Raw genomic sequence first — 14,624 nt, 5'->3', positions numbered from 1 at the left:
AAAAGCCCGCTCCCACAAGTGAGGTGTAAGTTCGTTTAACCGCGCTTGGTCAGGCCCATCTTCGCCCGGCCTTCGGCTGGGGTCAGGACGCGGGCACCGAGGCGGCTGAGGATTTCGCTGGCGCGCTCGACCAGTTGGCCGTTGGTCGCCAGTACGCCGCGATCCAGCCAGATGTTGTCTTCCAGCCCGACCCGCACGTTGCCACCCAGCAGCACCGCTTGAGCGGCCATCGGCATTTGCATGCGACCGATACCGAACCCGGCCCAGACCGCATTGGCCGGCAGGTTGTCGACCATGGCTTTCATGGTGGTGGTGTCAGCCGGTGCGCCCCATGGGATGCCCAGGCACAGCTGGAACAGCGGGTCGTCGAGCAGGCCTTCCTTGATCAGCTGTTTGGCGAACCACAGGTGACCGGTGTCGAAGATTTCCAGCTCGGCCTTCACGCCCAGCTCTTGAATGCGTTTGGCGCCAGCGCGCAGCTGGGCCGGGGTGGAGACGTAAATGGTGTCGCCGTCGCCGAAGTTCAGGGTGCCGCAGTCGAGTGTGCAGATTTCCGGCAGCAGTTCTTCGACGTGGGCCAGACGGGTCAGCGGGCCGACCAGGTCGGTGTTCGGGCCGAACTCCATCGGGTTCTCGCCAGCGCCGATTTCCAGGTCGCCGCCCATGCCAGCCGTCAGGTTGACGATGATGTCGACGTCCGCTTCGCGGATGCGCTCCATCACTTCACGGTACAGCGCCACATCGCGGCTGAACTTTCCGGTTTCAGGGTTGCGCACGTGGCAGTGGACCACGGTGGCGCCGGCCTTGGCGGCTTCCACGGCAGCGGCCGCGATTTGTTTTGGGGTGACCGGCACGTGTGGGCTCTTGGCGGTCGTGTCGCCAGCACCGGTGAGTGCGCAGGTGATGATGACGTCGTGGTTCATGGTGCGGTTTCCTTCAGACATGATTTTTGGGCGTAGCGGGCCCGCTCGCAGCCGAAACCGGCTGCGAAGAGGGGATTCATTCGGGTTTATTGACTGCTCAGTTGCAGGTTCTCGGCAGCCGGTTTGCCGTCGAACGTGGTCACGCCTTCAAGCCAGCGCTGCTTGTCTTGCGGGTGATCCTTGAGCCATTGCTTGGCCGATTCGAAAGCGTCCTTGTGATCGAGCAGCGGTTGCATCATCCGGCTCTCGTCTTCGGCGGTGAAAGTCAGGTTGCTCAGCAAGCGGCTGACGTTCGGGCACTGGCTGGCGTAGTTCGGGGCGGTCACGGTCCAGACGGTGGCCGAGCCTTCGTTCGGGCCCAGGGCGTCCTGGCTACCGGTGAGGTAGGTCATTTTCACGTTGACGTTCATCGGGTGCGGCGCCCAGCCGAAGAACACCACGGCTTCGTTGCGGCGTACGGCGCGATCGACTGCCGCGAGCATGCCGGCCTCACTGGATTCGACCAGCTGGAATTTGCCCAGGCCGAACTGGTTCTTGGCGATCATTTCCTTGATCTGGGTGTTGGCGCCCGAACCTGGCTCGATGCCGTAGATCTTGCCGCCCAGTTCTTTTTCGAACTTGGCGATGTCGGCGAAGGTTTTCAGGCCCTTGTCGGCAAGGTAGGTCGGCACGGCCAGGGTGGCACGGGCATCCTTGAGGCTCGGTTCACTCAGGACAGTCACCTGCTTGCCGGCGACAAACGGGGTGATGGTCTGGGTCATCAACGGATTCCAGTAGCCGAGGAACATGTCCAGGCGCTGGTCGCGGATGCCGGCGAAGATGATTTGCTGGGAAGCACTGGTTTGTTTGGTCTTGTAGCCGAGGCCATCGAGCAGGACCTGGGTCATGGCGCTGGTGGCGATCACGTCGGTCCAGTTCACCACCCCCATGCGCACGTTCTGGCAAGCGGCGGGGTCGGCAGCCATCGCGCCGGAACTCAAGAAAGCGGTACCACTGAGTGCGAGAACGCAGCTGCTGATCAGTCGTTTCATGGTGGGATCCTCGGCAGGTCGTTATTGTGGGGTCCGGCGTCTCTGTGCGCCGGTGATGTCACGTTACGCAGCTGAACCCGGCAGAAAACGCACAGCGGCGACCAGCTCTTGCACTGCAGCGACCTGTGCTCTTGTCTGTCGCTTGCAAGTGGCGTATCAACGTCCACACGCTGCCCGCCATCCGAGTGCGCTCCATGTCCCAGGATTTCTACTTTCTGTTGATGCCGGGTTTCTCGGCGATCGGTTTCATCTCGGCGATTGAACCGCTGCGGGTGGCCAACCGCTTTCGTGGCGAGTTGTACCGCTGGCATGTGCTGAGCGCTGATGGCGGCCCGGTATTGGCCAGCAACGGCATGTCGCTCAACGCCGATGCGGCGCTGGAACCACTGAAAAAGGGCGCGACCTTGTTGGTGGTCGCGGGGTTCGAGCCGTTGAAGTTCGTCAACCCGACACTGGAGCACTGGTTGCGTCGCCTCGATCACGACGGCGTGACCCTCGGTGGCATCGACACCGGCAGTTTTGTCCTCGCCGAAGCGGGGTTGCTCGACGGCCACCGCGTGACCCTGCACTGGGAAGCCATCGACGCGTTCAAGGAGTCTTATCCACAGCTCAGCGTGACCCAAGAGCTGTTCGAAATCGACCGGCGCCGCATCACCTCGGCCGGTGGCACAGCCTCTATCGACCTGATGCTCGACCTGATCGCCCAGGCTCACGGCCCCGAGTTGGCGATCCAGGTCAGCGAGCAATTCGTGCTCGGGCGCATCCGTCCGCGTAAAGACCACCAACGCATGCAGATCGCCACGCGCTATGGCATCAGCAACAAGAAACTGGTGCACGTCATTGGCGAGATGGAACAACACAGCGAACCGCCGCTCAGCACGCTGGAGCTGGCGGACTCGATCAAGGTGACGCGACGTCAGCTTGAACGGCTGTTCCGCTTGCACCTCAACGACACGCCGAGCAACTTCTACCTGGGGTTAAGACTGGAAAAAGCCCGGCAACTGCTGCGCCAGACCGATATGAGCGTGCTGGAAGTGAGCATCGCCTGCGGGTTTGAATCGCCGTCGTATTTCACCCGCAGTTATCGGACACGGTTTGCCCGCTGCCCACGCGAGGATCGACGGCGGTTGGGGGATGGGCGGGAGGTGGTTTGACAGGCATTTACAGTGATTTATACTCTGAACTATAAATTATAGTAGTTTCAATAATTGAGTATAAAGCCATGTCGAAAAACACCGGTTTTGTATTTCGTCGCCCCAGCCTGGCTCAAAATATTGCCGATGGTTTGATGGGGACCGGAATCCAGGATTACACCTCTGGCCTGTTCCTGGCCGCGCCACGGCGTACAGGGAAAAGCACCTTCCTGCGCGAAGACCTGATACCGGAATGTGAATCCCGAGGTTGGTTGACGGTCTATGTTGATCTATGGGCTAACAGGGAAAAAGATCCTGCTGACCTGATCGCCACCGCAATTGCGGGGGCATTGGTGCCGTATGAGAAGGGCATTCGAAAACTGGCCAAGTCGATGGGCGTCGAGAAACTCAGTTTTCTGCGTACGCTGTCCTGGGATTTCAGCAAGCCACAATTGCCCGAAGGTGCGACGCTGACTCAAGCCCTGGAACTGCTGCACAACGCTGCTGGCAAGACTGTTGTGCTGGTGATCGACGAAGCCCAGCATGCGTTGAGCACTGACGCGGGGGTCAACGCCATGTTCGGGCTCAAGGCCGCTCGGGACCAGCTGAATCAAGGGCGTGAAGGAGATTCCAGTGGTTTGCGCCTGGTGTTCACCGGCTCCAATCGCGACAAACTGGCTCACCTCGTACTGAGCCGAAACCAGCCTTTCTACGGTTCCAGCATTACTCCGTTCCCTCTATTGAGCAAAGCGTTCACCCAAGCCTATACCGTTCATTTGAATGCCCATTTGGCGCAGACCAACCAGTTTGTCGCTGAAGACATCGACGAGGCTTTCGAATTAGTGGGGCGCCGCCCTGAAATGCTCCGGACCATTATTGGTGAGGTAGCCCTGGAGCTGGGCGAAGCAAGCAATCTGAGCCAATTGCTGCGAAGCAGCGCCGAATTGTTGCGTGCCGGCGTGTGGACTGAGTTTGAAAGCGCCTGGAACGCCCTGACCGTTGCACAGCGTGCAGTACTGGAAGTCATGGTCGAGCGCTCGCAGAGCAACGAACCTTTTGCACCCTTCACCGACGCGACGTTGGTTGCGGTGACAAAAGCACTGGAAGCGATGGGCAGTGAGGTAGTGCCGGGCACACAGACCATCCAGGCGTGCATCGATGCCTTGCGTGAAAAGGAACTGGTCTGGAAATCGAATCGCGGCGCTTACGCGCTTGAGGACAAGTCGTTTGCCGACTGGCTCAAGCACTATCGCGCCCAGAAGGCTCAGTAAGCCTACTTCTTCATCAACCCGGAGCATGCCGCCTTGTACGCCTCATGCTGATACTTGTTCAGCGTCGCCGGCAGTGCAAAGTCGAACTTCTTGTTCTGCGCGTTGATGGTCTGCGGTGACAGCAGTGTCACGTCGCAGTTGTCCAGCAACTGGAAAACCCCTTCGATCTTGAAGGTGGTCGGGCCGCCGGCGAACTCGCCTTTTTTACTGCGCTTCTTGATTGCGATGCGCTCGATGCCGTTGTCACGAACAAAGGTGCCGACCTGCGCGGCGAAGGCTTTGACGTTGGCGGCTTCGTCATCGTCGTCGAGGGCGATTTTCTTGGTGTTCAGGGTGACATGAGTCAGCACCTGATTGTCGAGGGAGGCGACGGCGAAGATCGCCTCGCTGCCTTTGATTTCGATGCCACAGATTTTCATGAGAAGCCTTGAGTCAGGAGAGCGTCAGAGGAATGCGTGAATGGTGACCTACTTGAGCGGTGCAGTCACCCTGATGCAGCCCCTTTCGAACCGGTCCTGCCATTGGTCATAAAGTGCCCGCACCTGTTATTTCTGACAGTAGGCCCCGTGTCATCCTGGTACCTACATTGGACAGCAGGCACCGAGCAGTTTCGAACCCATTGGATGGCACATCTGCCGAGGGAGCTGAGCAATGATCGTAAGAAAAAACGTCCGTTCACTGTCACCAAATGAAAGGGCCGATTTTATCAATAGCGTGCTGACGCTCAAGCGCAGGGGCGGTTACGACAAGTACGTCCATTGGCACCACGCTGTCATGGTCCCCACGGTTCACTCCTATGAACCCCGAGACCCCACCTATCGCAACGGAGCTCATTTGGGCCCGTCGTTTCTGCCTTGGCACCGGGAAATGCTGATGCAGTTCGAAGCTGATCTGCACGCCATCGATCCAAATGTCGCATTGCCTTATTGGGATTGGACTGAAGACGCCAATGACCCTGAAAACTCGCCGATCTGGGCGGATGACTTCATGGGTGGCAACGGTGATTCCACTGATCACTGGAGGGTGGCCCGTGGAGCCTTTGCTCATCAATACGGCAACTGGCCGGTGCCTGCATACCCCGAGGATAATTTGCCAGAGCCCGGACTCAAGCGTCAGTTCGGGCTCCTGGTCGCCTCACTGCCAACTTCTGCCGATGTAGGCGTGGCGATGCGCGAAAGGTTGTACGACACGCCGCCCTATAATTCCGGACCTTACACGCGTGGTTTCAGGAATCGGCTGGAGGGTTGGGTGACTCAGCGGGGCGACCCACAAGTCACGACACCGGGCTCACAACTGCATAATCGTGTCCATTTGTGGATCGGCGGCAACATGTTGGCGATGACTTCACCAGAGGATCCGGTGTTCTTCCTGCACCATTGTTTTGTCGACAAAGTCTGGGCTGACTGGCAAGCCGAGATGGCAAAGTACAACGGTGAATGGGCGCCGCATTACGCGCCGATGGAAAACGGTCCCCCGGGCCACAACTACGAAGACGTGCTCAAGCCTTGGCAGCGCAAGATCAGCGAGGTTATGGACATTACCGTGTTGGGTTATCGCTATGAGCAGTCGACGAGTGCACTGGTGATGCCTGAGCGGGCGTTCAAATCACCATTCGAGGCTTGAGCTGACAGCAGGTGTTCGCGTGGCTGTGAGAGCACGTTAACGCCCGGTTGCAGTGACAGGCTTAAAGCCTCTGCTTCGAGCCTTGTGTCATTGCTGCCCGATCGATTCCAGAAACTCCGACCGTTCGTCGCTCTTGCTCGCCAGGCAATCGTTCAGGTCCATGGTGTAGGTCTTGCTGCCCACCGCTGCGGGGAACGCTGCAATCGCGCAATCGGCATCCCGCGATTTCATCCAGAGCTGCTCGGCGGTCTGGAGTTTGCCGGTGATGTCTGCCAACTGCGCCTTGTTGTTCGCATATTGGGTTTTCATCCGATCCAGCAATCCCTGGAAATTGTCCTTGAGCAGTTGTTCGGCGGTGTTTTTGCTATAGGTCGAGCATTCCAGGGTCTGGACGTCGTTTTCGACCGCATCGCACGGGTTTTTGTCGGCTTCTTCTGCCGCCTGTACGCCGGTCGCTATCAGTGCCAAAGCCAGGAAGATCGATTTCATTGCGTAGCCGCCCCTTGTTCCAGTGATGCATCCAGTGATGCGGCGAATTCTGGCCCAACTATTCGGGAAAGAACAGGAGGGCAAAGGGCCTGCGGTGAGACCCTTTGTCGCGTATTGACGCTTTCGGCAATTCCCCTGTCGTTTTTGCACCCGGCTGCCCCGTCCCTCAAGCATATGCTGACCCCAAAGCGCCGGCAGACGATTCGGCGCATGAATCGCTAATAGGGGACTGCCTGATGAGCCCAGCCGAATTGCACGCCGACAGCATCGTTATCGACGGGCTGATTATTGCCAAGTGGAATCGCGAGCTGTTTGAAGATATGCGCAAAGGCGGCTTGACCGCGGCCAACTGCACCGTGTCGGTGTGGGAGGGGTTCCAGGCAACCGTCAATAACATCGCCGCCAGCCAGAAGCTGATTCGCGAGAACAGCGACCTGGTGATTCCGGTGCGCACCACCGCCGACATCCGCAAAGCCAAGGAGCAGGGCAAGACCGGCATCCTGTTCGGCTTCCAGAATGCTCACGCCTTCGAAGACCAGATCGGCTATGTCGAGGTCTTCAAGCAGCTGGGCGTCGGTATTGTGCAGATGTGCTACAACACCCAGAACCTGGTCGGTACCGGTTGCTACGAGCGCGATGGCGGCCTGTCGGGTTTCGGTCGTGAGATCGTTGCCGAGATGAACCGCGTCGGTGTCATGTGCGACCTGTCCCACGTCGGCTCGAAGACTTCCGAAGAAGTCATCCTCGAATCCAAGAAGCCGGTGTGCTACTCCCATTGCCTGCCGTCGGGTCTGAAAGTGCATCCGCGCAACAAGTCCGATGAAGAACTGAAGTTCATCGCCGATCACGGCGGTTTCGTCGGCGTGACCATGTTTGCACCGTTCCTGGCCAAGGGCATCGATTCGACCATCGACGATTACGCCGAAGCCATCGAGTACACCATGAACATCGTCGGCGAAGACGCCATCGGCATCGGCACCGACTTCACCCAGGGCCATGGCCAGGACTTCTTCGAATACCTGACCCATGACAAGGGCTATGCCCGTCGTCTGACCAGCTTCGGCAAGATCATCAACCCGCTGGGCATCCGCACCGTGGGCGAGTTCCCGAACCTGACCGAGACGCTGCTCAAGCGCGGCCATTCCGAGCGCGTAGTGCGCAAGATCATGGGCGAAAACTGGGTCAACGTCCTGAAAGACGTTTGGGGTGAATAACACCATTTCCAACTAACTGTCCCTGTAGCAGCTGCCGAGGCACGAGGCTGCGTTGCGGTCCGCAGGACCGCCCTCGGCCGCTTCGCAGCCCAACGCAGCCTCGTGCCTCGGCAGCTGCTACATATCGCCTCAATACAACGAATTCTGGAGTTTTACGCATGGCCAAGATCGCCCCGCAACTGCCAATCGAAGTCGACAGCGAAACCGGTGTCTGGACCTCTGACGCCCTGCCGATGCTGTATGTGCCGCGTCACTTCTTCGTCAACAACCACATGGGCATCGAGGAAGTGCTGGGCGCTGACGCCTATGCCGAGATCCTCTACAAGGCTGGCTACAAGTCCGCCTGGCACTGGTGTGAAAAGGAAGCTGAATGCCACGGCCTGGAAGGCATTGCGGTGTTCGAGCACTACATGAAGCGCCTGTCGCAACGTGGCTGGGGCCTGTTCAAGATCCAGGACATCGACCTCGACAAAGGCACTGCCAGCGTCAAGCTCGAGCACTCGGCATTCGTCTACGTCTACGGCAAGGTCGGACGCAAGGTCGACTACATGTTCACTGGCTGGTTTGCCGGTGCCATGGATCAGATCCTGCAAGCGCGCGGCAGCAAGATTCGCACCGTCGCCGAACAGGTTTACGGTGGCTCCGAAGAAGGCCACGACGACGGCTTGTTCACCGTCAAGCCGTTGTAAGTCGAGGATCCTGCCATGGCTTTCGAAGCAATGTTCCAGCCGATTCAAATCGGCAAACTGACCATCCGCAACCGCGTGCTCAGCACCGCGCACGCCGAGGTTTACGCCACCGATGGCGGCATGACCACCGATCGGTACGTGAAGTACTACGAAGAGAAAGCCAAGGGCGGGATCGGCCTGGCGATTTGCGGCGGTTCTTCCAGCGTAGCCATCGACAGCCCGCAAGGCTGGTGGAAATCGGTCAACCTGGCCGACGACCGGATTATTCCGCACTTCCAGAACCTGGCTGATGCCATGCACAAGCATGGCGCCAAGATCATGATCCAGATTACCCACATGGGCCGTCGCTCGCGTTGGGATGGCGAGCATTGGCCGACCCTGCTGTCGCCGTCGGGCATCCGTGAACCGGTGCACCGCGCGACCTGCAAAACCATCGAGCCGGAAGAAATCTGGCGGGTGATCGGCAACTACGCCAGTGCTGCTGCGCGTGCCAAGGCCGGTGGCCTGGACGGCGTTGAACTGTCGGCAGTGCACCAGCACATGATCGACCAGTTCTGGAGCCCGCGCGTCAACAAACGTACCGATGAATGGGGCGGCAGTTTCGAGAACCGCATGCGTTTCGGCCTGGAAGTGATCAAGGCTGTGCGTAAGGAAGTCGGTCCGGATTTCTGCGTCGGCATCCGTATCTGCGGTGATGAATTCCACCCTGATGGCCTGAGCCATGAGGACATGAAGCAGATCGCCAAGTACTACGACGACACCGGCATGATCGACTTCATCGGCGTCGTGGGCTCGGGGTGCGATACCCACAACACCCTGGCCAACGTTATCCCCAACATGAGTTATCCACCGGAGCCGTTCCTGCACTTGGCGGCCGGTATCAAGGAAGTGGTCAAGGCCCCGGTTCTGCACGCGCAGAACATCAAGGACCCGAACCAGGCAACACGTATTCTGGAAGGCGGTTACGTCGACATGGTCGGCATGACCCGCGCGCACATCGCTGACCCGCACCTGATCGCCAAGATCAAGATGGGCCAGATCGACCAGATCAAACAATGCGTGGGTGCCAACTACTGCATCGACCGTCAGTACCAGGGGCTGGACGTGCTGTGCATCCAGAACGCCGCAACTTCCCGTGAATACATGGGCGTACCGCACATCATCGAGAAATCGACCGGTGTGAAACGCAAAGTCGTGGTGGTCGGTGCCGGCCCTGCCGGGATGGAAGCGGCGCGTGTAGCCGCCGAACGTGGCCACGACGTGACCCTGTTCGAGAAGAAAGAATTCATCGGCGGACAGATCACTACCGCCTCGAAAGCCCCGCAACGGGACCAGATCGCCGGTATCACCCGTTGGTTCCAGCTGGAACTGGCGCGTTTGAAAGTCGACCTGCGCCTGGGCGTAGCCGCTGACGCGGCGACCATTCTCGACCTGCGTCCGGACATCGTGGTGCTCGCCGTCGGCGGTCATCCGTTCCTGGAGCAGAACGAACACTGGGGCGCGGCTGAAGGCCTGGTGGTCAGCAGCTGGGACGTGCTCGACGGCAAGGTGCTGCCTGGCAAAAACGTGCTGGTCTACGACACCATTTGCGAGTTCACCGGGATGTCGGTTGCCGACTACCTCGCAGACAAGGGCAGCCAGGTCGAGATCGTCACCGACGACATCAAGCCGGGTGTGGCCATCGGCGGTACATCGTTCCCGACGTACTACCGCAGCATGTACCCGAAAGAAGTGATCATGACTGGCGACATGATGCTCGATAAGGTCTACCGCGAAGGCGACAAGCTGGTGGCGGTGCTGGAAAACGAATACACCGGCGCCAAAGAGGAGCGGGTGGTTGACCAGGTCGTGGTCGAGAACGGCGTGCGGCCGGACGAAGAAATCTACTACGCGCTGAAGGAAGGTTCGCGCAACAAAGGCCAGATGGACATCGAAGCCCTGTTCGCGATCAAGCCTCAGCCATCGTTGAGCCAGGCGGGTGACGGCTACTTGCTGTTCCGCATCGGTGACTGCGTGGCCCAGCGCAACACGCACGCGGCGATCTACGACGCACTGCGGCTTTGCAAGGATTTCTAACGGATTTACCACCATCACCTGTGGCGAGGGAGCTTGCTCCCGCTGGGCTGCGAAGCAGCCCCAAAACCTGCAGTCGAGGTGTATCAGGTGTACACCTGAGACTGTTTTGGGAGCGCTTCGCACTCCAGCGGGAGCAAGCTCCCTCGCCACAAGTAGGTGCGTCGCTCTCATCGGCACGCACATGACCCCGAGGTCTTTGGGAGCTCCACCATGTTAAACACCCTTCTTCCCATCCTGCTGTTTGCCGCCCTGGGCCTGGCTGTCCTGGGCGCGTTGCGGCGGGTGGCCATGTGGCGCCGGGGCCGTGCGTCCAAGGTCGATCTGATCGGCGGCCTGCTGGCCATGCCCAAACGCTACATGGTCGACCTGCACCACGTGGTGGCACGGGACAAATACATCGCCAACACCCACGTCGCCACGGCGGGTGGTGCGGTGGCGTCTATCGTGCTGGCGATTCTGGTTCACGGTTTTGGCCTGCATAACCGCTTCCTCGGTTATGCACTGTTGTTGATGACGGCAGTGATGTTCGTCGGTGCGATCTTTGTTTACTTGCGTCGGCGCAACCCGCCGGCGCGTTTATCCAAAGGTCCGTGGATGCGCCTGCCGAAAAGTTTGCTGGCCTTCTCGGCGTCGTTCTTCCTGGTGACCCTGCCGGTGGCGGGCATCCTTCCGGAAAACTTCGGCGGTTGGCTGCTGGCGGCGATCCTCGGTGTCGGCGTGCTGTGGGGCGTGTCTGAGTTGTTCTTCGGCATGACCTGGGGCGGGCCGATGAAGCACGCCTTCGCCGGTGCCTTGCACCTGGCCTGGCACCGTCGCGCCGAACGTTTTGGTGGTGGTCGTTCTACAGGTCTTAAACCGCTTGACCTGAACGATCCGCAAGCCCCCTTGGGCGTGGAAAAGCCCAAGGATTTTACCTGGAACCAACTGCTCGGCTTCGACGCCTGCGTGCAGTGCGGTAAATGCGAAGCGGCGTGCCCGGCGTTTGCTGCTGGCCAGCCGCTGAACCCGAAAAAACTGATTCAGGACATGGTCGTCGGCCTGGCTGGCGGCACCGATGCCAAGTTCGCTGGCAGTCCTTATCCAGGCAAAGCCATCGGTGAACACGCGGGTAATCCGCATCAACCGATCGTCAACGGTCTGGTGGACGCTGAAACCCTGTGGTCTTGCACCACTTGCCGTGCCTGCGTTGAAGAATGCCCGATGATGATCGAGCACGTTGACGCCATCGTCGACATGCGCCGCCATCTGACCCTGGAAAAAGGCGCGACCCCGAACAAGGGCGCCGAAGTCCTGGAAAACCTGATTGCCACCGACAACCCGGGCGGTTTCGCCCCGGGCGGGCGGATGAACTGGGCGGCGGACCTGAACCTGACACTGCTCAGCGAGAAGAAATCCACCGACGTGCTGTTCTGGGTTGGCGACGGTGCGTTCGACATGCGCAACCAGCGCACCTTGCGTGCCTTCGTCAAAGTGCTGAAAGCCGCGAAAGTCGACTTTGCCGTGCTCGGTCTTGAAGAGCGTGATAGCGGTGACGTCGCCCGCCGCCTGGGCGACGAAGCGACCTTCCAGCTGTTGGCCAAACGCAACATCCAGACCCTGGCCAAATACAGCTTCAACCGCATCGTCACCTGCGATCCGCACAGCTTCCACGTGCTGAAGAACGAATACGGTGCCTTCGATGGCAACTACCTGGTGCAGCACCACAGCACCTACATGGCCGAAATCATCGACGCTGGCGCACTCAATCTGGGGCAGCACAAAGGCGACAGCGTGACCTATCACGATCCGTGCTACCTCGGCCGCTACAACGGCGAATACGAGGCACCGCGCCAGGTACTGCGTGCGCTGGGGATCGAGGTCAAGGAAATGCAACGTTCCGGTTTCCGCTCACGCTGCTGCGGCGGTGGCGGCGGTGCGCCGATCACCGACATTCCGGGCAAGCAACGGATCCCCGACATGCGCATGGACGACATCCGCGAAACCGGTGCCGAGCTGGTGGCCGTGGGTTGCCCGCAGTGCACTGCGATGCTCGAAGGCGTGGTCGAACCACGGCCGCTGATCAAGGACATCGCCGAACTGGTGGCCGACGCGCTGCTTGAAGACGCGGCGCCCAGCAAGTCACCGGCACCGACTAAACGTCAACCCGCGGAGGCCCACTGATGAGCGACATTATCCGCCGCGATCCGCGCGCTGAATGGATCGCCCGCAACCGCCTGCATCCGCTGCATGCTGCCATGCAACCGGTGGAACACAGCTGGATGGGCCCCAACGGGATCATTCGCAAGAATCCTCATGGCATTGGTTTCATCGGCCCCAATGGCATCAAGCGAATTGACCGCAGTGGTGCACAGCAGGGCGGGGCGACCAAGCGTACGGCCGCCGTTGAAGTGCAATTGCCGCTGCATCAGGTGGCGACACCCGCGTTCTACATCAGCGTGGTGCCGGACATGGTTGGCGGCCGTTTAAGCAGCCACGACCGCGACCTGCTGGGCCTGGCCCATCAACTGGCCGGCAAGGACGGTGCGGTGCTGGCGGTGGTCTTTGGCGAACACAAGGAAAGCGCCTTCGCTACTGCGGGCGTCGACCGCCTGTTGGTGCTGGATGGCGAAGCATTCGAGGGTTATGCACCGGAACAGCGGGTGCAGGGTCTACGGGCTGTGGATAACCAGTTCAGCCCTCGTCACTGGCTGCTGCCGGACAGCCGCACCGGTGGCGGTGAGCTGGGTCGGCGCTTTGCCGCGGCGCTCGGCGAACGCCCGGCCACGCGGGTCTGGCAGGTCAAGGATCAGGAGTGCATCGGCCGCGCCGGTGCCGGTCTGCAAGACTTGGCGCGTCCTGTCGCACGGTTGATTCTGGCGGCGGTGGAATGTGCCGAGCCGGTCAGCGAAACCCGTCATGAAGCGTTGCCGGTGGAGTTATCCACAACGGTTGCGCGCAGCCTGTCGCGGATCGAGGACCTGGGCGCGGTAGCGGTCGACCCGGCAGCGATTCCCATGGCCGAAGCCGAGTTCATCTTCTCGGGCGGCAACGGGGTCAAGGACTGGAACCTTTTCCACAGGACGGCGGCGGCATTGGGCGCGACCGAAGGCGCATCGCGGGTCGCGGTGGACGATGGCTTCATGGCCCGCGACCGTCAGGTCGGCGCCAGCGGCACCTGGGTCACGGCGCGGGTCTACGTGGCGGTGGGGATTTCCGGGGCGATCCAGCACCTGCAAGGCATCGGTGCCTGCGACAAGGTGGTGGCGATCAACCTCGATCCTGGCTGCGACATGATCAAACGCGCCGACCTGTCGGTGATAGGTGAAAGCGCAGAAATTCTTCAGGCCTTGATCGCGGCGGTAGAGGCTTACCGCAACGACGCCAAGCGCGATGCGGCTTAAGAGGAGGAAAGGGTTATGAGTACTCATGTAATCAGCCTGGTGTCGATCGGCGCCCACCCGACCTCGGGCCGGCCGCGCCGCGCCGATCAGGACGCGCGGGCGGTTGAACTTGGTCTGCAACTGGCAGGCGGTAACCTGCAAGTGCTGCACGCCGGTGATGTCGAGGAACCTGCGCTACGGGCTTATCTGGGCATGGGCCTGGAGCAGTTGCTCGTGCTCGAACAGCCCCAAGGCGCCGATGCGCTGCCAGCGTTGAGCGCTTATTTGCGCGATGCCGGCGCTCAGGTGGTGCTGACCGGCAGTCAGGCGGAAACCGGTGAAGGCTCGGGCATGTTGCCGTTCCTGCTGGCGGAAAGCCTGGGCTGGCCGCTGGTAGTCGGGCTGGCGCAGGTCGAATCCATCGACGGCAATTCGGCCCTGGTGCTGCAAGCCTTGCCGCGTGGCCAGCGTCGACGCTTGAAGGTGCGCCTGCCGTTTCTCGCCACGGTGGATAACGCCGCGCCCAAGCCTCGGCAAAGTGCCTTTGGCCCGGCTCGACGCGGCGTGTTGCACGCCGAAGACGTTGAAATTATCGACGATGAATTGCTCGCGGTTGCAACGTTGCAACCGGCCAAGCCACGGCCAAAACGCCTGAAAGTGATCAAGGCCAAGAGCGGCGCCGACCGGATGAAAGCCGCAACGGCCAAGGCCAGCGGTGGCGGTGGGCAAGTGCTCAAGGGCTTGAGTGCCGAGGCCGGGGCTGAGGCGATTCTCAAGTTGCTGATTGAAGAAGGCGTGGTTCGCTGAAGCATAGCC

Annotated in this window: 13 protein-coding genes; 9 read left to right on the top strand and 4 right to left on the bottom strand. The window is 60.4% G+C overall.

Going from position 1 to position 14,624, the window contains the following annotated elements:
- Positions 1–35 precede the first annotated feature (35 nt).
- Together cdhC and choX are read right to left on the bottom strand one after the other, a co-directional pair.
- Positions 36–923 carry a 3-dehydrocarnitine:acetyl-CoA trimethylamine transferase CdhC gene (cdhC, locus tag AC3WK5_RS23640; protein ID WP_019694008.1) on the bottom strand — a complete coding sequence of 296 codons (888 nt, stop codon included), beginning with the start codon at positions 921–923 and terminating at the stop codon, positions 36–38.
- An 86-nt stretch (positions 924–1,009) separates the two neighbouring features.
- Positions 1,010–1,954 (bottom strand): choline ABC transporter substrate-binding protein, encoded by a 945-nt coding sequence (gene choX, locus AC3WK5_RS23635; protein WP_054594384.1) that lies wholly within the window; start codon positions 1,952–1,954, stop codon positions 1,010–1,012.
- A gap of 194 nt (positions 1,955–2,148) precedes the next feature.
- On the opposite strand from choX, the gene AC3WK5_RS23630 reads away from it, so the two are divergent.
- Positions 2,149–3,108, top strand: a complete 960-nt coding sequence (locus AC3WK5_RS23630) for a GlxA family transcriptional regulator (RefSeq protein WP_103322148.1) — start codon at positions 2,149–2,151, stop codon at positions 3,106–3,108.
- Between the two features lie 68 nt (positions 3,109–3,176).
- Positions 3,177–4,358 carry an ATP-binding protein gene (locus AC3WK5_RS23625; protein WP_103320506.1) on the top strand — a complete coding sequence of 394 codons (1,182 nt, stop codon included), beginning with the start codon at positions 3,177–3,179 and terminating at the stop codon, positions 4,356–4,358.
- Between the two features lie 2 nt (positions 4,359–4,360).
- Here the strand turns inward: AC3WK5_RS23625 and AC3WK5_RS23620 are convergent, their stop codons facing one another.
- Complete coding sequence (locus AC3WK5_RS23620; protein WP_103320508.1) at positions 4,361–4,777, bottom strand: DUF3010 family protein; 417 nt, start codon at positions 4,775–4,777, stop codon at positions 4,361–4,363.
- A 232-nt stretch (positions 4,778–5,009) separates the two neighbouring features.
- On the opposite strand from AC3WK5_RS23620, the gene AC3WK5_RS23615 reads away from it, so the two are divergent.
- A complete protein-coding gene (locus AC3WK5_RS23615; RefSeq protein ID WP_103320509.1) occupies positions 5,010–5,981 on the top strand; it encodes a tyrosinase family protein in 972 nt (323 codons plus the stop codon).
- An 87-nt stretch (positions 5,982–6,068) separates the two neighbouring features.
- On the opposite strand, the gene AC3WK5_RS23610 is transcribed toward AC3WK5_RS23615, so the two are convergent.
- Entirely contained in the window at positions 6,069–6,470 is a 402-nt protein-coding gene (locus AC3WK5_RS23610) for a lysozyme inhibitor LprI family protein (protein WP_019694004.1), read from the bottom strand.
- 236 nt (positions 6,471–6,706) lie between these two features.
- Here AC3WK5_RS23610 and AC3WK5_RS23605 point away from each other — a divergent pair, with 236 nt between their 5' ends.
- From AC3WK5_RS23605 to etfB, 6 genes are all read left to right on the top strand, one after another.
- Complete coding sequence (locus AC3WK5_RS23605) at positions 6,707–7,684, top strand: dipeptidase (RefSeq protein WP_007907542.1); 978 nt, start codon at positions 6,707–6,709, stop codon at positions 7,682–7,684.
- Positions 7,685–7,842: 158 nt separating this feature from the next.
- Complete coding sequence (locus AC3WK5_RS23600) at positions 7,843–8,373, top strand: DUF5943 domain-containing protein (protein WP_103315861.1); 531 nt, start codon at positions 7,843–7,845, stop codon at positions 8,371–8,373.
- A gap of 15 nt (positions 8,374–8,388) precedes the next feature.
- Positions 8,389–10,449 carry a dimethylglycine demethylation protein DgcA gene (gene dgcA / locus AC3WK5_RS23595; protein ID WP_054594380.1) on the top strand — a complete coding sequence of 687 codons (2,061 nt, stop codon included), beginning with the start codon at positions 8,389–8,391 and terminating at the stop codon, positions 10,447–10,449.
- Positions 10,450–10,659: 210 nt separating this feature from the next.
- On the top strand, positions 10,660–12,609 hold the full coding sequence (dgcB, locus tag AC3WK5_RS23590; protein ID WP_054594379.1) for a dimethylglycine demethylation protein DgcB: 1,950 nt from the start codon (positions 10,660–10,662) through the stop codon (positions 12,607–12,609).
- Positions 12,609–13,829 carry an electron transfer flavoprotein subunit alpha gene (etfA, locus tag AC3WK5_RS23585; protein ID WP_103315862.1) on the top strand — a complete coding sequence of 407 codons (1,221 nt, stop codon included), beginning with the start codon at positions 12,609–12,611 and terminating at the stop codon, positions 13,827–13,829. Before dgcB ends, etfA begins: the two co-directional genes overlap by 1 nt.
- 15 nt (positions 13,830–13,844) lie before the next feature.
- A complete protein-coding gene (gene etfB, locus AC3WK5_RS23580; RefSeq protein WP_103315863.1) occupies positions 13,845–14,615 on the top strand; it encodes an electron transfer flavoprotein subunit beta in 771 nt (256 codons plus the stop codon).
- The last annotated feature ends 9 nt before the right edge of the window (positions 14,616–14,624 follow it).

This window comes from Pseudomonas sp. FW306-02-D09B (genome assembly GCF_058782685.1).
This window is presented reverse-complemented; position numbering and strand designations above follow the sequence as displayed.